The 19,096-nt window shown below is 73.1% G+C and carries 18 protein-coding genes; 5 read left to right on the top strand and 13 right to left on the bottom strand.

The genetic code is table 11. The features are described 5' to 3' along the window. Positions 1 to 22: 22 nt before the first annotated feature. Complete coding sequence (locus OG429_RS31225) at positions 23 to 919, top strand: LysR family transcriptional regulator (protein WP_328928590.1); 897 nt, start codon at positions 23 to 25, stop codon at positions 917 to 919. Between the two features lie 8 nt (positions 920 to 927). On the opposite strand, the gene OG429_RS31220 is transcribed toward OG429_RS31225, so the two are convergent. The 9 genes from OG429_RS31220 to solA all read right to left on the bottom strand — a co-directional run bounded on the left by OG429_RS31220 (position 928) and on the right by solA (position 12,724). Continuing rightward, positions 928 to 3,240, bottom strand: a complete 2,313-nt coding sequence (locus OG429_RS31220) for a type I polyketide synthase (RefSeq protein ID WP_328928589.1) — start codon at positions 3,238 to 3,240, stop codon at positions 928 to 930. Positions 3,241 to 3,265: 25 nt separating this feature from the next. Continuing rightward, entirely contained in the window at positions 3,266 to 4,321 is a 1,056-nt protein-coding gene (locus OG429_RS31215) for an aldo/keto reductase (RefSeq protein WP_328928588.1), read from the bottom strand. Positions 4,322 to 4,341: 20 nt separating this feature from the next. Then, a complete protein-coding gene (locus tag OG429_RS31210) occupies positions 4,342 to 5,121 on the bottom strand; it encodes a thioesterase II family protein (RefSeq protein ID WP_328928587.1) in 780 nt (259 codons plus the stop codon). Beyond that, positions 5,118 to 7,886, bottom strand: coding sequence for a beta-ketoacyl synthase N-terminal-like domain-containing protein (locus OG429_RS31205; RefSeq protein ID WP_328928586.1), 2,769 nt, complete (start codon positions 7,884 to 7,886; stop codon positions 5,118 to 5,120). Before OG429_RS31205 ends, OG429_RS31210 begins: the two co-directional genes overlap by 4 nt. Continuing rightward, positions 7,879 to 8,211 (bottom strand): phosphopantetheine-binding protein, encoded by a 333-nt coding sequence (locus tag OG429_RS31200; RefSeq protein WP_328928585.1) that lies wholly within the window; start codon positions 8,209 to 8,211, stop codon positions 7,879 to 7,881. The genes OG429_RS31205 and OG429_RS31200 overlap by 8 nt, the downstream gene beginning before the upstream one ends. Positions 8,212 to 8,413: 202 nt before the next feature. Continuing rightward, positions 8,414 to 9,877: an aldehyde dehydrogenase family protein gene (locus OG429_RS31195; protein WP_328928584.1), complete on the bottom strand. Its 1,464-nt coding sequence runs from the start codon at positions 9,875 to 9,877 to the stop codon at positions 8,414 to 8,416. Continuing rightward, positions 9,877 to 10,977, bottom strand: a complete 1,101-nt coding sequence (locus OG429_RS31190; RefSeq protein ID WP_328928583.1) for an AMP-binding protein — start codon at positions 10,975 to 10,977, stop codon at positions 9,877 to 9,879. The genes OG429_RS31195 and OG429_RS31190 overlap by 1 nt, the downstream gene beginning before the upstream one ends. A gap of 59 nt (positions 10,978 to 11,036) precedes the next feature. After that, complete coding sequence (locus OG429_RS31185) at positions 11,037 to 11,543, bottom strand: flavin reductase family protein (RefSeq protein WP_328928582.1); 507 nt, start codon at positions 11,541 to 11,543, stop codon at positions 11,037 to 11,039. Further along, positions 11,540 to 12,724, bottom strand: a complete 1,185-nt coding sequence (gene solA / locus OG429_RS31180) for an N-methyl-L-tryptophan oxidase (RefSeq protein WP_328928581.1) — start codon at positions 12,722 to 12,724, stop codon at positions 11,540 to 11,542. Before solA ends, OG429_RS31185 begins: the two co-directional genes overlap by 4 nt. A 268-nt stretch (positions 12,725 to 12,992) precedes the next feature. On the opposite strand from solA, the gene OG429_RS31175 reads away from it, so the two are divergent. Beyond that, positions 12,993 to 13,790 (top strand): AfsR/SARP family transcriptional regulator, encoded by a 798-nt coding sequence (locus OG429_RS31175; RefSeq protein ID WP_328928580.1) that lies wholly within the window; start codon positions 12,993 to 12,995, stop codon positions 13,788 to 13,790. Here the strand turns inward: OG429_RS31175 and OG429_RS31170 are convergent. Genes OG429_RS31170 through OG429_RS31155 form a run of 4 tightly spaced genes read right to left on the bottom strand, consistent with a single transcriptional unit; the run spans position 13,774 to position 16,414 of the window. Further along, entirely contained in the window at positions 13,774 to 14,487 is a 714-nt protein-coding gene (locus OG429_RS31170) for a tRNA-dependent cyclodipeptide synthase (RefSeq protein ID WP_328928579.1), read from the bottom strand. The two genes, OG429_RS31175 and OG429_RS31170, sit on opposite strands and share 17 nt — an antisense overlap. Positions 14,488 to 14,500: 13 nt before the next feature. Further along, positions 14,501 to 14,827 (bottom strand): DUF6092 family protein, encoded by a 327-nt coding sequence (locus OG429_RS31165; protein WP_328928578.1) that lies wholly within the window; start codon positions 14,825 to 14,827, stop codon positions 14,501 to 14,503. Beyond that, on the bottom strand, positions 14,784 to 15,338 hold the full coding sequence (locus tag OG429_RS31160; protein WP_328928577.1) for a nitroreductase family protein: 555 nt from the start codon (positions 15,336 to 15,338) through the stop codon (positions 14,784 to 14,786). Before OG429_RS31160 ends, OG429_RS31165 begins: the two co-directional genes overlap by 44 nt. After that, positions 15,335 to 16,414, bottom strand: coding sequence for an LLM class flavin-dependent oxidoreductase (locus OG429_RS31155; protein WP_328928576.1), 1,080 nt, complete (start codon positions 16,412 to 16,414; stop codon positions 15,335 to 15,337). The genes OG429_RS31160 and OG429_RS31155 overlap by 4 nt, the downstream gene beginning before the upstream one ends. A 223-nt stretch (positions 16,415 to 16,637) precedes the next feature. Between OG429_RS31155 and OG429_RS31150 the strand changes: the two genes are divergently transcribed. From OG429_RS31150 to OG429_RS31140, 3 genes are read left to right on the top strand one after another with little or no spacing between them, the layout of a single operon-like run. Beyond that, positions 16,638 to 17,885, top strand: a complete 1,248-nt coding sequence (locus OG429_RS31150; RefSeq protein ID WP_328928575.1) for a DegT/DnrJ/EryC1/StrS family aminotransferase — start codon at positions 16,638 to 16,640, stop codon at positions 17,883 to 17,885. After that, positions 17,867 to 18,052, top strand: coding sequence for a tautomerase family protein (locus OG429_RS31145; protein ID WP_328928574.1), 186 nt, complete (start codon positions 17,867 to 17,869; stop codon positions 18,050 to 18,052). Before OG429_RS31150 ends, OG429_RS31145 begins: the two co-directional genes overlap by 19 nt. Then, entirely contained in the window at positions 18,049 to 19,089 is a 1,041-nt protein-coding gene (locus OG429_RS31140) for a ketoacyl-ACP synthase III family protein (protein ID WP_328928573.1), read from the top strand. The genes OG429_RS31145 and OG429_RS31140 overlap by 4 nt, the downstream gene beginning before the upstream one ends. Positions 19,090 to 19,096 lie beyond the last annotated feature (7 nt).

Raw genomic sequence — 19,096 nt, 5'->3', positions numbered from 1 at the left:
GCAACCTTTAGACTCGGCGCTCATGGAACTGCGCCAGTTGGAATATTTCGTCGCCGTCGCCGAGGAGTCGAGCTTCACCAGGGGCGCCGCGCGCGTTCACGTGGCGCAGCCGGGTGTGAGTGCTCAAATCCGTCGGCTGGAGCGCGAATTAGGACAGGAACTGCTCGACCGCAGTGGCCGTCAGGTGCAGTTGACCGACGTGGGCGTCGCCGTACTGCCGTACGCCCGGGCCGCGCTGGCCGCCGTGGCCGGCGCCCGCCTCGCCGTGGACGAGGTCACCGGTCTCCTGCGGGGCCAGGTCTCCCTCGGGACCGTCGCTTCGTCCTCCCACCTGTCGCTGCCGAAACTGCTGGCCGAGTTCCACGCGTTGCATCCGTCCATCGACATGGCCCTGTCGGAGGGGAATTCGGACCACCTCGCCGAGGGCGTCCGCACGGGGCGGATCGACGTCGCGGTGATCGGCATGGCCGCCGATCCGCCGCCCGGCCTGGCCGTCCAGGTCATCGCCGACGAACTGCTCGTCGGCGCGGTCAGCGCCGGCCATCCGCTGGCCCACCGCGAGCGGGTGTCCGTGGAGGAGATACGCGATCACACCTTGATCTGCCTGCCGCCGGGCACCGGGCTGCGGACGTCCGTCGAGGCGGCCTGGTCCGCCGTGGCCGCCACCCCGCGCATAGCCTTCGAAGCCAGTGATCCGCTGGTGCTCGCGCAGTTGGCCGCCCGGGGGCTGGGGCTCGCCATCCTTCCCCAGCCCTTCGCCCGCGCACACGCCCGGCAGCTGCGCATCGTACGGATCGACAGTGCGCACCTGCGCGGGCGGCTGGCGCTGGCGTGGCGCGCGGAGGGCCCGGTCAGCCCGGCGGCGCGCGCCTTCCTCACGCACGCCCGCCGACAGCTCGCGGAGTCCACCGGAAGCTGATACTCCGGTCAGCGGGCCGCCACGGCGTCCAGGTCGAACCCGGTGCGCCGGAACGGGTGCCCGGGCAGGCGGACCCGGCGGCGGCCGCCCGGGTGCAGGGCCGCCCAGTCCAGCTCCGTACCCGCCAGCCAGAGCCGGCCCAGGGCCGTCAGCAGGATGCTCAGCTCCGGGGTCTCGTCGGCCGGGTGCGGCAGTGTCTGGAGCATGAGGCGGTCCGGGCCGGCAAGTGCGGGATGGCGGCGGGCCAGTGACGTCAGCGTCAGGCCCGGACCGACTTCGAGCAGGATGGCTTCGGGGTCCCGCGCGAGCGTGGAGAGCGCGTCGTCGAACCGTACGGCGTGGCGCAGGTGCCGGCGCCAGTAGCCGGGGGTGGCGATGTCGTCGGGGTCGGCCCAGCCTCCGGTGGTGTCCGAGACGACGGGTACCACGGGCCTGGCCGGGCGCAGTGCGGCCACGTACGCCTCGAACTCGTCGAGGATCGGTTCGACGAGGGCCGAGTGCCCTGCTGTGGCGATCTTCAGCAGCTTGACCTCGACGTCCGGGCGCGGGAATTCCCTCACGAAGCACTGCACCAGCCCGGTCGGCCCCGATACCGCGACCTGTCCGGGCCCGTTGACGGCGCCGATGCCCAGCCCGTCCGGGAGCAGCGGCAGCACCTCGGACTCGGGCAGCCCGACGGCGGCCATCGACCCCGACGGCAGGCTCTGGAGCAGTCTGCCCCGCTCCACGACCAGGGCGAGCGCGTCGGGAAGGGAGAAGACCCCGGCCAGGCAAGCGGCGGCGTACGCCCCGAGGCTGTGTCCGACGACCGCGGCCGGGCGCACTCCCCAGCGCCGCAGGGCCTGGGCCAGCGCGTACTCGACCATGAAGACGGCCGGCTGGCCGACCTCGATGGTCGACAGCGCGCGGCGTGCCTGCTCCTCCTCGGCCTCGCCGCGCGGGTCGACGAGGGAGCGCAGGTCGAGTCCGAGCGCGGGCCGGGCCAGTTCGGCGCAGGTGTCGACGTCGGCCCGGAACCCGGGGTCGGCGCGGTAGAGCATGCGGGCCATGCCCACGTGCTGGCCGCCCTGGCCGGGGAAGGTGAAGACGACGGGGCGCGCGGTCCGCGGGGCCGTGCCGGACGGGGTCAGCCGGCGCTTGCCGCTGTTCAGCGCCGCCGCGGCCTCGGTCGTGCCGGGAGCGACGACGAACCGGCGCGCGGGCCGTGCGGTGCGCCCGGTCTGGAGCGTCCATGCCACGTCCGCCACCGGCTCCTGCGGATGCCCGGCCAGGTGCTGTCCGAGCCGTGCGGTCAGTTCGTCGAGGGCGCTCCCGTCGCGCGCCGACAGGGGCAGCAGCTGCCAGCCCCCGTCCTCTTCGGGCCCGGCTGCCGGGCGGTCCGGGCGCGGCGGCCGTGCCACGACGACGTGCGCGTGCAGGCCGTACGGGCCTTCGGCCGGGGCACCGGTCAGGCTCTGGCCGCCGGGCGCGTCCGGCGAGACGGCGAACACGGCGTCGAGGAAGGCCGCGATGCCGGGCGTGGTGTCGGTGACGGCCGTCCCGGGCGCCGGCGCGCGGCCGGCCCGGAGCGGGACCACCTCCTCGGCCGCGACCCCGGCGACCGCACGGGCCTGCCGCGCGATGCCACCGGCGTCGTCACCGTTGGCCACGGCCGTGCCGCGGACCACGGCGTGGATGCGGTCGCCCGCCTCGCGGGCCGCCCGCAGCGGTTTGAGGACGACGATCCCGCAGCCTCCCACCGACCCGTCGCCGTCCGGGCCCGCGGGGCGGACGGTGACCGCACCCGCCAGCGCGAGGTCGCAGTCGCCGGCGAGGAGCCCCTGCACCGCGGTGTGGACGGCCAGGAGCATGGTGGCCCCCCCGCCCTGCACCGTGACCGCGGGCCCGGCCAGTCCCAGCTTGTACGCGGGGCGGGCGGCGAGGAAGTCCGCGCCCGTGGCGATCCTGATCTGCCAGTCGTCCGCGAAGGGCAGCCGGTGCAGCTCGCGCCGCAGCCGCGCGGCGTACGGGGTGCTGCCGCAGCCGGCGTAGACGCCGATGGTCCCTGCCTCGCGGGCGGGATCGCAGGCGGCGTCTTCCAGCGCGTGCTGGGCGCATTCGAGCAGGATGCGCTGCTGCGGATCGGTGATGAGGGCCTCGCCGGGAGAAAGGCTGAAGAACGTGTGGTCAAAGGCGTCGGCGTCCTCCAGCAGGGGTCCGGGGTCGGCTCCGTGCGCCCACCGGTCTCGGTAGGCGGCGATGCCGTCCGCACCGGGGAACCGGGCCGCCATGCCGATGACGGCGACGGCGGATCCGTCGTCGGCCGGGTCGATCGTGTTCATGTCGTCCTCCTCCTTCTTCGTTCGCTCACGCCACCGGTACGGGCGGTCGTACGACACGGCCGGCCCCTCCGCCGAGCACCACGTCGAGCGTGTTCGCCACCAGCTCGTGGGGCGTGCCCGGTCGTACGGCGCTGACGTCGTCGAGCCGCCGCAGGGACGCGGTGTCGAGGGTCACGTCCAGCGCGGACAGGTAGCCCTCCAGCTGCCCGGCGTCGCGCGGGCCGATGACGGGCACCACGGCGGTGGCCGCCGCCGCGGCCCGGGCGCGCAGCCAGGCCACGGCCACCTGGACGGGCGAGTGCCCGCCCTCCCGCGCGACGGCGAGCACGGTGTCGAGTACGTCGGTGCGTTGCGCGCTGTCCTCCGTACGGATGCCGCGGCCGTCCCAGTCGCTGAGCCTGCCGCCCCGGCCCTCGCGGTACTTGCCGGTCAGCAGCCCGCCTCCGAGCGGGGCCCAGAGCGCGGTGCCGAGGCCGAGCGCCTCGGCCATGGGCAGCAGTTCCCGGTCGGCGCTGCGCTCGGCGAGGCTGTACTCGAACTGGACGCCCACCAGCGGGGTCCAGCCGCGCAGTTCGGCCAGCGTCACGGCGCGGGAGACCTGCCAGGCGGGGAAGTTGGACAGCCCGGTGTAGCCGATCTTGCCAGCGCGGACCAGCTGGTCGAGGGTGGTCAGGATCTCCTCGACCGGGGTGACGGTGTCGGGCAGATGGGCCCAGTAGAGGTCGATGTGATCGGTGCCCAGGCGCTTCAGGCTCGCGTCGACCGACCGGATGATGTTCTTCCGGCTGTTGCCGGTGGTGGAGACGTGGGGGCGTGCGTTGCCCAGGGAGAACTTGGTGGCCAGTACGAAGCGGTCCCGATCGCTGCCGATGAGCTCGCCGAGGAACTGTTCCGACTGGCCCAGCTGGTAGCTGTCGGCGGTGTCGATGAACGTTCCGCCGGCCTCGGCGAAGCGCTCGAACATCTTCCGGGACTCTTCCCGGCTGGCCCCGCCGCCCCAGGCGGCGCCGAAGTTGGCGGTTCCCAGGGCGAGCTCCGAGACCCGCAGGCCGTTGTTGCGTCCGAAGGTCGTATAGCGCATGGTGCGCCTCCTCTGTCGCTTCAGTGCTCGGCGCCGAGCATCCGGTGGACGTGACGCAGCAGCTCTCGCCGCTGCTCGGGGTCGCGGAAGTAGAAGTGGCCGCCGCGCAGAGTGTGGTGTTCGAAGGGGCCCGCGGTGTGGGCGCCCCAGCCGGTCAGGTCGCCGTCCTCCTGGTCGCCCACGAACGCGGTGACCGGGATGGCCAGCGGGGGCCCGGGGACGAACCCGTAGGTCTCGGCGATCTCCATGTCGGCCCGGAAGTAGCCGAGGACGATGTCGCGCAGCTCTTCGTCCTCGTGGACGGCGGCGGGCAGCGCGCCCCAGCGCCGCTCGATCTCGGTGAGCAGATCGGCTCGGGGCAGGCGGTGCACCGGCTGCCGGGTGGTGACCGGCGGGGGCTGAACGGAGGAGACGAAGAGTCGCTGCGGTCCCGGCCGCCCGGCAGCGCGCAGCGTACGGGCGACCTCATGGGCGACCAGCCCGCCGAGGCTGTGTCCGAAGAATGCGAACGGTCCGGGCCCGAAGCCGACCTGCTCCACGAGGGCGTCGACCAGGTCCGGCATTCGGGTGAAGGGCGGTTCCTTCTCGCGCGGCGCCCGGCCGGGCAGCTTCAGGGCCAGCACCCGTACCCCTGGCAGGTCGTCGGACCAGCGCAGGAACTCGCCCGCGGAGCCGCCGGCGTGCGCGAAGCAGTACAACTGGGCGGTGGCGTCGGGCTTGCGGTCCCGGCAGGCGAGCCAGTGGGTCGCGATGGGCCCGGCGGACCGGGCCGCCGATGCGGTGGGGTGCGCCATGCTCATGCCTGCCTCTCGTGGGTCCGTACGTCGCGGCCGGCCAGCCTCTCGTCAAGGAACTCCGCGAACTCGACGGCGGTGGGGGCCGCGAAGAGCGATTTCGCGGTGATCTCGACGGGCAGGCGCTCGCGGATCTCGGCCAGTACCCGGGCGGCGATCAGCGAGTCGCCGCCGAGGTCGAAGAAGCTGTCCTCAGGGTCGACCTCCGGCAGGCCCAGGACCTGGCGGAACAGCTCCAGGACGAGGGCGAGGGTGCCCCCCTCGGTGCTGTCGTGGCCGGCTTCCCCGCGGGCGGTGGCATCGGCGGGCCCGGGGGCGGGCCGATCCCGGCCGGGGTGCGGGCCGGTGGAGGCGGCGTCGGCTTCCGGCCGGTCCTGCGGGGGCGGCAGCAGGTAGGGGCGGCGTTCGAACGGATAGCCGGGCAGCGGGACTTTGCCGCGGCGGGCACCGTCGTGCGCGCCGCTCCAGTCGACGGGCACTCCGGCGGCCCACAGCCTGCCGAGCACATCGAGTACCGCGACCAGCGCGTCGCTCTCGCTCTTCGGCTCGCCCAGCGGCCGGAGCAGGAAGGGGTCGGCTCCGCCGGAGGGGGCCGGGACGGTGGTGAGATCGGCGGCCGCCGGATCGGACGGCACGTCACCCGCCCACTCGTGCGCCCACCAGGCGGCATCGGGAGCCGGGCCGGCCGCGTCGTGCCAGCGCCGGTCCCAGCTGGAGAACAGCGGGATGCCGGGCGGCCGGGGGCCGGTCGTGCGGACGAGGGAAAGGAGCGCGTCCCGGCGCGCGGAACCCGTGGCGCGAGCGCGGGCGACCACCAGGCGCACTGCGCCGGGCAGGTCGAGTACGTCCGCCACGGCGGCGGCGACGAGGGCCCCTTCCCCTGTCCCGGCCACGCCGGCCGGCCGCACCCCCCACCGGATCCACAGCCGGGCGAGGGCGTACTCCCGGGCGAAGGCGCAGACGTCGTGGACGGCCGGGTCCGGGGAGCCGCCGGGGTCGTCCGGGCCGTTCCCGGACAGAGCGGCGCGCACGGCCGCCGCCAGGTCGGGGTCGAGGGCGTCGAGGCAGGCGGCGACGGCCCGCTCGTACTCCGGCTCGGCGAGAGGGTACCGGCCGGGGCCGGGGCGTCCGCCGCTGCCGGGGAACACCAGGACCACGGGGCGGTTGCCGGGCACCCCGCCCCCGGTGTGCGCGGTGCGGGCCGCCCCTTCGGCCAGGGTGACGAGTGCGGCGGCCGCCTCCTCGGTCCCCTCCGCGACGACGTAGCCGCGGCAGGGATGCTCACGGCGGCCGGTCTGGAGGGTCCAGGCGACGTCGGCCAGGACCGGCTCGGGCGCGGTCCTCAAGTGTGCGGCGAGCCGGGCGGCGGCGGCGCCCAGGGCGGCCGGGGTCCGGGCGGACAGGACGAGCAGCTGCGTGCTCCTGGCCGGGCCTGTGGGCGGAGGCGCGGGAGCCTCCTCCAGGACGACGTGGGAGTTGGCCCCGCCGACGGCGATCGCGCTCACTCCGGCCCGGCGGAGCCCGCCGCGGGGCTGCCAGGGCTCGTAGCGCGTGGCCACGCGGAACGGTCCGGACGCGAAGTCGATCTGCGGATTGGGTTCCTGGAAGTGGAGGGTGGGCGGTATCGCGGCGTGCTCCAGCGCCAGGATCGTCTTGATGAGCCCGGCGGCTCCCGCGGCGGCGTCGGTGTGGCCGATGTTGCTCTTGACCGATCCGATGGCGCAGTAGCCCCGCTCGGCCGTGTCCTCCTGGAACGCCCGGGTCAGTCCGGTGACTTCGACGGGGTCGCCGAGCGGGGTCGCCGTGCCGTGGGCCTCCACGTACGTGATGGTCCCGGCGTCCACTCCGGCGGTGAGCCGGGCCGCACGGACTGCGGCCGACTGCCCCTCGACGCTGGGCGCGGTGAAGCCGATCCGAGCGGAACCGTCGTTGGTGACGGCGGAGCCGCGGACCACGGCGAGGATCCTGTCGCCGTCGGCGAGCGCGTGGCGCAGGCGTTTGAGGACCACGATGCCCACGCCGTTGCTCGCCACGGTCCCGTCGCCGCGGGCATCGAAGGTACGGGTGACACCGTCGGCGGAGAGGATGCCGTCCTCGCTGTATCCGGACGGTTTCGGCGGGACGTGCACGGCGACGCCCCCGGCGAGGGCGAGGTCGCAGTCCCCGCTCAGCAGCCCCTGGACGGCGAGGTGGACGGCTACGAGGGCGGTGGCACAGGCGGACTGCACGGTGGTCGCGGGTCCGCGCAGGCCCAGCCGCTCGGCGGTGCGCGAGGCCAGGAACTCCGGTGCCGCGCCGAGCAGCAGGTCGTCGTCGGTCAGGTGGCGGAAGCGCTCCCGGTGGGCCAGCACCGTCTGGAGGTGGGCGGTCTCGGTCGATCCGCCGTACACGCCCACGGGCCCCGCGCAGCGGTCGGGATCCTGCCCGGCGTGTTCGAGGGCCGCGACGGCGCATTCGAGGAAGACCCTGGCTTGCGGGTCGAGGAGGAGGGCCTCGTCCTCGGAGTAGCCGAAGTAGCCCGCATCGAACCATTCGGGGTGTTCCAGCACGCCGCGGGCAGGGACGAAGAGCGGGCCGCCCTCCGCGCCGCCCTCACCGGCGCCGCCGGTCCCGGTGCGGAGCGGCCGGGCCTCGTCCCGCGTGATGGTGTCGAGTCCCCCGGCGAGGTTCTGCCAGAACTCGTCGGTGTCCCGGGCGCCGGGAAAGCGGCCTGCCATGCCGATGACGGCCACGTGGCCGTCATCGTCCGGGAACCCGTCGGCGTCAGTCACCGGTGCCTCCCCGCAGGGCGGCGCGCCGGCTGCCGAGCCGGGCGCGGTCGAGGGCGCGGGGCCTGGCCTGCGAGGACCGGCCGCCGCCGTCGAGGTACCGGGCGAGCGCGCTGACGGTGGGGTGGGCGAACAGCTCGACCAGCGGCACGTCCCTGCCCAGCCGCCGGGCGATGCCCTCACGGACCATGGCCAGCAGGAGGGAATGTCCGCCGAGATCGAAGAAGTTGTCCTGCGGACCCACCTGCGGCAGTTCGAGGACCTCGCTCCAGATTTCGGCGACGACCTGCTCGGTCCGCTGCTGCGGTGGGGGGGAATGGGATGTCACGGTGCCACTCCAATGCGTCATTCACGGGAAATTACGGGGTGGTCGGCCATTTGATGGTCCAAGTGCCGGACCCGGATGTCCAATAGCTGCATTCCCTCAGGGTCAGAACAATTCGTTATGGAAAATTTCGGGCGGGCACGCGTGAAGGCGCCGGCGGACCGTGTGGGAACGGGTCGCCGGCGCCGTGCGAGGTGAACGTCTTTCAGCCGCGCAGCACCGTCTTGCTGCGCATCAGGAAATCGGCCAGATAACCGTCGTGGGGCATACCCGTTTCGGTCCAGTGGGTGGGGTGGTCGCCGATGTGGAGATTGCTGATGGTCGGCTCGTGCAGGAGGGCGTCGATGAGCCGCTCGTCCGCCGTGTAGGCGCCGAGGACCAGGGTGTCGCGCAGCGGCGCGGTCCACGCCTCGCGGTTCCAGGGACACACCCAGACACAGGGGAAGGGCACTTCGGTGCCGGCGGCCGGGTCGTCCGGCCGGCCGAGCTGGAAGACGGCCGGGCGCAGTACGGCGCTGCCATCGCCGAGGTCGTCGGCGATGCCGTCCCCGCCGAGCCAGGGCCTGGCACCCGCCGCCCGTCCGAGGACGAACTTCTCCAGGATCCTGGCGGATGCGGCGCTCTGCACGGGCAGCACGGCGTTCTCGTCCTGCGGCGGCAGGCTCGGCAGCGCGCCCAGGCGCTCCGCGAGGGCCTGGGCCACCGGCGCCGGGTCTCCCTCGACGAACACCGCCGTCGCGTTCACGCAGCCGGTGCCGCCGTGGTGCGCGATCGAGTCGACCACGGTGTCGAGATGGCAGCGCCAGTCGTGGTCCGCGGTGAGGAGGACCTTGCTGCGTCCGGGGGTCAGCGGCAGGACGCTCCGGTCGTCGGCGAACTCCCGGATGACCTCGTCACTGCCGTACGCGAGGTCGGCGGCGCGCAGCATGGCCCCGGCCGCCTCGTGCTCGGCGGGCAGCAGGACCACGTGGTCGTCGGGGAAGCCGGCGGCGCGCAGGGCCATGACGAGCCGGTGCGGGGTGAGGGGTTCGCGCCGGGAGGGGCGTACCGCCACCCGGTAGCCCAGGGCCAGCGCTTCGGGCCACATGCTGTGCGTGCCGGGGTGGTTGCCGGCGGCGTGGACGGCGAGGACCTCGCCGCGCCGGGCCCACACCGCCCGTCCGGTACGGGTGAGCGGGTCGCGCCAGTCGCCGACGGCGCCGGCGGGGCGGGCGTGGCGCAGTCCGCGGTAGAGGTCGGCGGTACGGCGGGCCAGTGTCCGGGTGGCCGTACGGACCACGGGGAGCGGGATGCCGGCAATGCGGCTGACGGCCCGCTCGTAGGCCTCCGGGGTGAGTCCGCCGAGTTCCGCCGTGGCGAACAGCTCGCCCGCGCGGGCGATCGCAGCCACCCGACCGTCCAGGGGCAGCGGGGTGGCGGCACGCAGGGCATTCATGGCCCGGCTGACGAACAGCCGGGGGGCGAGGCCGAGTTCGACGGCCGGGGCGCCGGTCAGATCGGGTACGGACTGGCGGTTGCGTGCTCGGTACGCTCCGGTGGGCCCGAGCACGTCCAGTACGAGCGGACCGCCGTCCGTGGCCGCGCTGCCGTCCGCCGCGGCCGCCGGCCCGGCGGAAGGCGTGGTGGAGGGTGGGGTGGGCGCGGTAGGGGCCGCGGTGGGCCGCGTCATCAGTAGACCCCTTCGATGACGGCCTCGTCGTCGAAGCGGGCCACCGGCGCGATGTCCTGGACGGAGTCGCCGACGTGTCCCGCCGGCGCCTCGACGCGGGTCGCGAGATCGCGTTCGAGGTTGTTGGGCAGCAGCAGCCCCTTGCTGACGTGGTTCATCACGACCTGCCCGCGGGCGCCGTGGGGCACCGGGTCCCCCGTGGCCGGGTCGACGACCCGGAAGGTCACGTACGGCGAGAGGGTGTCGAAGACGCATGCGTCCGCGTCGTCCGCGTCGAACCGCTGCCCGGCGATGCCCAGGATCATGGTGCTGCCGTAGTGGCCGTAGAGTCTCACCCCGGGAAAGACCTCGGTGCGGTACAGGTGGCGGGTGTCGGCGTCCATCTGGGTGCCGCCCCAGCGGATCGCCTTCACCTTCTCGTTGACCAGGTCGACGAGTTCGTCGCGGTGCGCGAGCCGCTCCAGCAGGGGCGGAGTGATGGTCATGACCCCGATGTCCTGGGTGCGCAGAATGAACGCGGCCTGGTCGATGACGTGTTCGGCATAGTCGTCAGCCAGGTCCTTGCGCCCGGAGGCGATCAGCTTCTTCACCCAGCGCGGGTCGAGGTCGACGTGGAAGCCCAGGCTGCCGTGCGTGGTGGCCGACTCCTCGAAGATCCGCCCGACGATGTGGGGTCCGGAGGGGGTGACCCCGAGCCACTGGGCCCCGCGGGGGAAGCCGTGCAGGTCCAGCTTGGCGGTGCTCCAGGCGAGCATGCGGTCCATCCAGTCGCGCAGGCAGAGCACGCGCTTGGGCGCACCGGTCGTGCCACCGCTCTCGAAGGTGCCCACGATGTCCGCCGTACCGCCGTAGCCCCGGGGCAGGAGGTCGGTCACCGGGACGTCGCGCAGCTCGTTCACCACGTTGGGGAACAGCCGGAGGTCGGCGTGGCTCTTGACGTCGCGGCGCGGGTCGAAGTCGAGCGAGGCGGCCCGGCGCAGCCAGTAGGGCGACCCGGTCCGTGGGTCGAAGTGCCACTCCATGGCGGCGCGGATGAACTCGTCGGGATCCGGGGCCACGTCGAACGGCAGGTCCAGCACGGATCGTTCTACGGGTGACACGGTGCCTCCTGGGGCAGCTGGAGCGAGGAAACGGTGAACGGTGACCGCGCCCGGCGGGCTCACCGCAGGGTGTGGAAGGCCCGCCGGTACCAGAGCAGCGGACCGTCCCGGTGCCCGGCCCGGACCCCGGCGAGCGCTCCGAGCAGCAGGTCGTGGTCGCCGGCGGGCACGACCTCGTGGCGCAGGCAGCGGTAGGCGGCTTGCGCGTCGGGCAGCACGGGCAGGCCGTCCGTCCCCGGCCAGGGCGTGAACTCCTCCCCGGCGAAGCGGTCTACGCCGTGGGCGGCGAACTTCGCGGCCAGGTCACGGTGTTGCTCGCCGAGCACGTTGACGACGAACTCCGGTGCGCTCACGAGCGCGCCGTGGCAACTCGAAGTCCGGCCGACGCCAACCATCAGCAGCGGCGGGCCGAGCGAGACGGGGGTGACGGAGCTGGCGGTGAACCCCCAGCGGCGGCCGAGGCCGTCGACGGTGGTGACCACCGTGAGGGCGGCCGGCAGCAGCGCCATGGCGTCACGGAACTGTCCCGCCTCGGTCAGGGTGGTGGTCTGGACCGGTGTCCTCACAGTGCACGCTCCATCGAGGAGGCCGTCGCGGCGGTCCGGCCGAAACGGCGGGGGGAAAGGAAGCCGAGGGGAACCTCGGGGGTGCGGCCGGTGGCCAGGTCGGCCAGGGCCTCACCGATGCCGGTGGCGTGTTTGAAGCCGTGGGCGTTGCACCCGCCGGCGACCACGATCCGTCCGTCGTCGTCCAGCGGACCGAGCACGAACTGGCCGTCGGGCGTGCGGGTGAACAGCGATACGGCCACCTGGGCCGGCAGGTCCTCCAGGCCCGGAAGCCGGCCCGGAAGCATCCGGGCCACATCGGTCCAGTCCTCGGGGCGGACCGACCGCTCGCCGTCGTCCTCGGGGTCGAGGGCGCGGGCCCCGGGTCCGTACCCCTCCAGACCCAGCTTGACCTCGTACCCGCCCTCCCGGCCGTTGCCCCACAGGACGGGACCGTCCTCGGTCTCCCGCATGAAGACGGGGAAGCGCTCGATGTCGAAGCTCCCGTCCGCGGTCACCGGCCGGAACCAGGTCAGCGGCATCCTCAGGGTCCGCAGCGGCAGTCCCGTCACCAGGGCGGGCAGCCACGGCCCGGCCGTGATCACCACGCGGCGCACCCGGGTCTCGCCCTCGGCGCTGCGCAGCACGACTCCGCCGGGCACCCCTTCGACCGCGCGGACGCGGGTGTCGGTGCGCACGCGGGCGCCGGCCGCACGGGCGAGCCCGGTCGCGGCCCGTACGGAGTCCTCCGCCCGCAGCAGACCGGCGGACGGCTCCCAGACGGCGAGGTGTCGCTCCGGTACGCCGGTGTGGCGGGGGAACCGCTCGCGCAGTTCGGCCGCGCCCATCGTGCGCACCTCTATGCCGTGCGTACGGGCCGCGCGCAGCGTCCCGCCGACGATGACGCCGTTCTCGGGCCCGATCAGCAGGCCTCCGTGGGGGAAGAACAGCCGCCGGCCGGCCTCCTCCTCCAGCCTGTGCCACAGCTCGCCCGACCGCCGCGCGAGCGGCACCAGCCCCGGGTGCTCCAGACACGTGGTGCGGAACATCCGCGAGCCGCCGTACGACGAGCTCAGCGCGTGCCCGGGCCGGCGGCTCTCGAAGCCGATCGCGTCGACGCCGCGGGATGCCAGCTGCCACAGTGCCGCGGACCCCCACGCCCCCAGTCCGATCACGCCCACGTCCGCGTCCCACCGACTCATCTGCCCCTCTTCCCGTTTCCTCGTCCTCGTCCTCGTCCGCGACCGGACCGGCCGGACCGGACCGGCCGCGATCACCAGATCACGCGGTCGTGGTCCGGCACCTGAGTGGTCGGTACTCATTTCCGGTACTCGGACACCGCCGGCCCGGGGCGGCGGTGTCCGGTGTTCCGCCCCCGGGTGCCCCTTCGCGGTTGAGTACCGCTCACTCAGGCCCCGGTCACCCCGCCCGTGGTCCTCTGGGACCACGAGAGGTACGAAGGGGGAACGGATGCTCATCAGGATCCTTGGCGTGCCCGAGGTGCACGACGAGCGGCAGGGGCGCCGGGTGCGCCTGGCCAGCCCGATGCAGGGCGCCCTGCTCGGTACGCTGCTGGCGCGGCCGGGCGTCGTGGTGCCGGCCGGGCGGCTGACCCGTGAGCTGTGGGGCGACCACCCGCCCGCCAAGGCGGCCAACGCCCTGCAGGCCCACGTCTCCCGGCTGCGGGGGCGGCTGGCGCTGGTGGAGCCCGAGCGCGCCAACGCTCCCCGCCTGATCCGGCACAGCACGGGGTACGAGCTTGCGGCCGGGGAACTCGATACCGACGCCGGCCGGTTCCGGCTGGCCGTGGCCAGGGCCCGGGGGACGGCCGAGCAAGAACCGCAGGCCGCGTACGAGGCCTTGCGCCGGGCCCTCGCGCTGTGGCGGGGCGAGGTGCTCGAAGGCATCGCCATGGGTCCGATCTGCGCCGGGCTGGCGGCCGAGTACGAGCGGATCCGGCAGGACGCGCTGGAGACGCTCTTCGACACCGCCCTGCGCACCGGGCGTCATGACGAGGTGCTCGGCGAGCTGCAGGCGGCGGTGGCGAAGCACCCCGGGCGGACCCGGTTCCAGGAGCAGCTGGCGCTCTCGCTGCGCCGCAGCCGGCCGGCCCCCGTAGGGGGAGGGGCCCGCCGGCCGGGTCCGGACTCCGGCCGCCCCGACGAGATCGAGCGGCTGCACGGGCTGGTCCGGTTGCTCGCCTCCGAGCAGCGCTCCCTGCGCACCCGGCTGGAGCGGCTGGCGGCGCTGGTCAGCAGTCCGCAGTAGCCGGCCGGACGATCATGTGGCCATGGCCCGGTGCGACGCGGAAGGTAGAATCCGGCTGCACGAGATAGGTACTGATCGGGGTGTCCGTGTGGTAACAGACCATGGACGAGGGCACGTTGAAGACGGTGGGCGCATCGACGAAGAGCGGCGCCTCGGCCTGGACGTAGCCCATGCCGGCCTCCAGATGCGCCGGAGTGACCGCGGCTCCCCGGCCCGTGCGGTGCTCCACCACCTGGCGCACCATCTCCTCGCAGGTGGCGGCGAATCCGGGATCCTCGCGCATGGCGCGGTCCGTCCGCCGCCGCACTTCCCGGTACTCCGGGGTGTGGAGCAGTTCGCTCAGCGCGCGCACCCGGATCCGCAGGCCGGCCGGGTCGGCCCGCTCCACGGCGCGGCGGATCCGCCGGCGGACGTCCTTAACGGTGCTGCGGGCCGAACGCGCCGCGTATTCGGGAGGACGCCCGTCGGCGACGAGCATGGTGTCGATGTGCGTGTCGACGTACACCACGTCGACGGCGGAGAACGTACGGCCGGCCCATTCCAGCAGCCCGGTCAGGCGCTCCTGGCCGAAATAGCTGTTGCCCGCGCTCACTCCGACGAGAGCGTGCTCGCCGCGTTCGAGAACGCGCCGGCACGATTCACTGAGCGGCTCGCTGTACATCCCGTGGCGTAATTCGGCGAGCTGATTGCCTCGCATGTACATTCCCCCCTCAGCCTTTGTCGGATGCGGGCTCGCGCAAGGCATCGACCATCTGACCGCAGAGGCCGTCCAGGATTTCCGCCATGTCGACGTCACCCCCCATCGGGGCGAACATGACCTCGTCCAGGCGCCGCCGGACGGCGTGCAGCCCGGGGTGGTGCCCACCGGTCCGCTCCAGGAGGTCCAGGACCCGGCGGGCCGCGTCGGTGCAGCGGTACGCGCCGTAGTCCGCAGGCTCCTCCAGCAGTCCGCGTCCGCTGCTCAGCAGGTACGCGGCCAGCAGGGCGAGTTCCTCATGCAGCCGGGCCTGCGGCAGGACACTGTCCCCAGATTTCATGGCTGATCACCTCGTTCTTGTCGCGCCGGTCGGACGGTACGGGGGGCTCGGCCGGGTGTCCCACGGGGACCATCAGCAGCGGCTCGATGTGGTCGGGGATCCCTAGGAGGGTGCGCACGGCGGCCTCCCGGAAGCTGCTCACCGGGCAGCCGCCCAGCCCGCGTGCGTGGGCCGCGAGCAGCAGGTTCTCCACCGCCATGGCCACGCACAGGCGGCTGGTCTCGTAGATCTTCCGCGAGATGTGCCCGGGCAGCCGGTCGGTGCGGGAGCGGTCGACGCAGGCCACGACGACGAGCGCGGGGGTGCCGATGATGCCGGGAGAGAAGGCCCGCAGCCGACGGACCCGTTCCGGCTCCCGTACCACGACGAACGACCAGGCCTGTTTGTTGGAGGCGGTCGGGGCACTGACCATGGCGGTCAGCAGGCCGTCGACCACGATGTCGTCGACCGGCTTGCCGGAGTAGTTGCGCAGGACCGTGCGGCTGCGCAGGACGTCGAGCAGGTCGCTCATGCCGACACGTCCTGTCCGGGGAAGGCGGGCATGACGTGCGCGGCGAAGAGCTCCATGGCCGTGGCGGCCCGGGCGAAGGCCGTGGCCCCCGGGTTGAACTGGAGGCTGAAGGACAGGTCGGTGCCGAACCGGGCACGCACCTCGGCGATCTGTTCGCGCACGCCGTCCGGGTCCCCGGCGAGCACCTTGCCCGCCTCCAGAGCCGCCCCGAACTCGTAGTTCTTCGCCTTGTCCAGGAACTTCTCGTAGCCGGGGTAGTCGGCGGAGCCCTCGGTGGCCAGGGGGGCCACCGCACGCGCCATGTGCTCGACGTACTGCCGTTCGTGGAACTCGGCCTGCCGGTGGGCCTCCGCGCGGTCCTCGGAGAGGTAGCAGGTGAACTTGATCTGGATGCGGCGCTCGCCGGGGCGGTGTCCGGCGCCGTCCCAGGCGCCCCGGTAGGCATCGAGCATCGCGGCGAGCTGCTGCGCCGAGGTCACCGAGGGCACCACCTGGAGGTGGTGGCCCGCGGCGCCGGCGGCCACGCAGGACTCCACGCTCGTCGCGGAAGCGATGTAAAGGGGCGGATGCGGCTGCTGGTAGGGGCGGGGCAGCAGCGTCACCGGGCCGAAGCGGTGGAAGCGGCCTTCCCAGACCAGCTCTTCCGTAGTCCACAGCTGCCGGACGGCTTCGACGCCCTCCGCGAACCGGGCCCGGCTCTCGTCCATCGGGATGCCGAACGCGGCGAACTCGGTGGGCAGGAAGGCCCGGCCGAAGCCGACGTCCAGCCGCCCGTGGGAGAGGTGGTCGAGCATCGCCAGCTTGCCGGCCAGCTTCACCGGGTGGGTGAAGGCGGGGACGACGGCGCCGGTGCCGATGCGGATCCGGCTGGTCCGGGCCGCCGCCGCGGTGAGCAGCGTCACCGGGTCGGGGCTGTAGCCGCCGTACGGCGTGAAATAGTGCTCGACTGTCTGCGCCTGGGTGAATCCCAGCGCCTCGGCCAATTCGATGAGCCGCAGGGTCTCGTCGTAATACGCGGTGGCGGATTTGACCGCTGGATCGACCACCGGGAAGAAGTTGACACCGAATTCTGTCATTCCCGCACCTCCTGGTAACCGGGCTGGTGTGCCGGACCAAGGGAAAGCGGGTGCGGCGCGGCCCGTCAACCGGAAGACGCATTTCCCCGTCAGGCTGTCAGCCCGGTGTCAGGAATGGTGTTTTCCCTTGCCCGGGGCGGGGCCGCAATGCTTGATTTCCGGCATGCCTGCCGTGGGATGCGGCAGCCCCCCACTCCCCGACCCCAACGCCGGAGGACCCGTCATGCGCGGAACCTACGCCGTGCCGTACGTGAGCCGTGGCAGCATCCTCGGTGCAGCCGAGGCCAAGGCGCTGGAGCAACTGATCGCCTCGGACGGCTCCCTGTCCACGGGATCGTTCCGGGACCGCTTCGAGCAGCGGTTCCGCGAACACATCGGCACGCGGCACGCCCTGTCGGTCACCAGTGGCACGGTCGCGCTGGAACTGGCCATCCACCTGCTGGACCTGAAGGAGGGCGACGAGGTCATCGTCACCCCCCAGACGTTCCAGGCGACCGTCCAGCCCCTGCTCGGGCTGCCAGCCACCGTCCGGTTCTGCGATGTCGACCCCGACTCGCTGAACATCGACCCGGCGTCGCTGAAGTCGCTGATCACCGACCGTACCCGGGCCGTGCTGCTGGTCCACTACGGTGGCTGGAGCGCGGAGATGGACGAGATCACGGCGGTGACCCGGGACCGGGGCATCACGGTGATCGAGGACTGCGCGCACGCGCTGGGCGCGGTGTACGACGGCCGCCGCCCCGGCTCCCTGGGCGACATCGGCTGCTTCAGCTTCCACGCGTCCAAGAACATCACCACCCTCGGCGAGGGCGGCATGATCACCCTGGACCGGGACGACTGGGCCGAGCGGCTGGACCGGCTCCGCTCCAACGAGGTGGACGGAGAATTCGCGTCGGCCCGCCACGAGGGCCTCGTGCCGGGCCGGGAGTTGCTGCCCTGGATGAAATACGCGTCACCCGCGTACGAGCAGGTGTGCTCCGAGGTCCGCCGCCCGGGCACCAACGCCACCCTGTCCGAGGCGGCGGCCGCCGTGGGCCTGGCCCAGATGGAACGGCTGGACGAACTGGTGGACCGCAGACGGGAGATCGCCCGCCGGCTGGACGAGGTGATCGCCGGCCATCCGTACACCCGCCTCCAGCAGCCGCGGTCCGGGGTGCGGCACGCCCAGCACCTCTACACCTTCTTCGTGGACGGCCCGCCCGGCCTGCGCGAGGCGGTGGTCCGCGGTCTCGACGAGCGCGGTGTGGAGGTCCAGCTGCGCTACCTGCCGCTCCATCTGCTGCCGGAGTGGCGCGAGCGGGGTCATGGCCTCGGGCAGTGCCCGGTCGCCGAGGAACTGTGGTTCGGCCAGCACGTCAACCTACCGTGCCAGCCCGGGCTTTCCGACCGTCAGGTCGACCATCTGGTGGCCGCTCTCGAAGACGTTCTCAGCTCCGAAGTGAAAGGACTGTCATGCCTCTCATCGAAGTGAAGCTCTACCAGGACCGGCTCGACGAGCGCACCCGCGCCGAGCTGATCGGCCGCCTCACGGACGCCGCGGCCGGTGCGCTGGGCGAGGAGGTGCGCGAGGCCGTGTGGGTGGTGCTCACCCCCGTGCCCCGGGAGAGCTGGGGGATCGCGGGGAAGCCCGGCGCATGAACTTCGAGAACATCCACCTCGCGGGGGTCGGCACGTACCTCCCGCCCGCCGTCACGACGGAACAAGCGGTCCGCACCGGCCGGTACGACGAAGAGGCCCGCGAGGCTTCCGGCCTGGAGTCGGTCGCCGTCGAGGAGTCCTTGTCCGCCGTCGACATGGCCGTACGCGCCGCACAGACCGCGATCGGGCGGTCCGGCCACCGGCCGGAGGACTTCCGGGGCCTTATCCACAGCAGCACGTACTACCAGGGCCCCGAAGGCTGGTCGCCGGCCCACTACGTACTGCTGCACACTCTGGACCGGCCGGTGTCCGCCTTCCACGTCCAGCACGGCTGTCTCGGTCTGCTGGCGGGCCTCCAGACGGCGGCACTGTACCTGGGCGCCTCGGCCGATCCCGACGCGGCGATGCTGCTGACAGCCGCCGACAACTTCGCGACACCTCTGGTGGACCGCTGGCGGTCCTCGTCGATGTTCGTGCTCGCGGACGCAGGCTCCTCGCTGGTGGTTTCGCGGCGCGGCGGCTTCGCCCGGCTGCTCGCCATGGACTTCGTCTCGCAGCCCGGCATGGAGGCCATGCACCGCGGGAACGAGCCGCTGCTGCCCCCGCAGGCGCCGGTGCACCGGGTGATGGACTTCGAGACCCGTCTGGAGCACTGGCGGCTGAAGTGGGCGGAGGGTGGTGCCATCCCGCTCGGGGACTTCGGCGAGCTGATCGCCGACAGCGTGCAGCGCACGCTGACGTCCGCCAGCAGTTCACTCGACCAGGTCGCCCGGATCGTGCACAACGGCTTCAATCGGGATCCGCTGAGCGTGTTCCTCCTCGACCCGCTGGACCTGCGCGCCGAGCGCGGTACGTGGGAGTTCAACCGCCGCATCGGCCACGCGAGCGTGTCCGACTTCGCCCTCGGTCTCGAACACCTGTGGAGCAGCGGCCAGGTACGGACCGGGGACCAGGTGCTGATGCTCGGCTTCACCACCGGCATGGAGGCCGCCTGCGCCCTGCTGGAGATCACCGCCGAGCCCGGCGGGACCGGCTGACCCCGAT

It is taken from the genome of Streptomyces sp. NBC_00190 (assembly GCF_036203305.1).
GTDB lineage: Bacteria > Actinomycetota > Actinomycetes > Streptomycetales > Streptomycetaceae > Streptomyces.
Note: the sequence above shows the minus strand (reverse complement) of the source record. Positions and strands in the feature narration are given on the sequence as shown.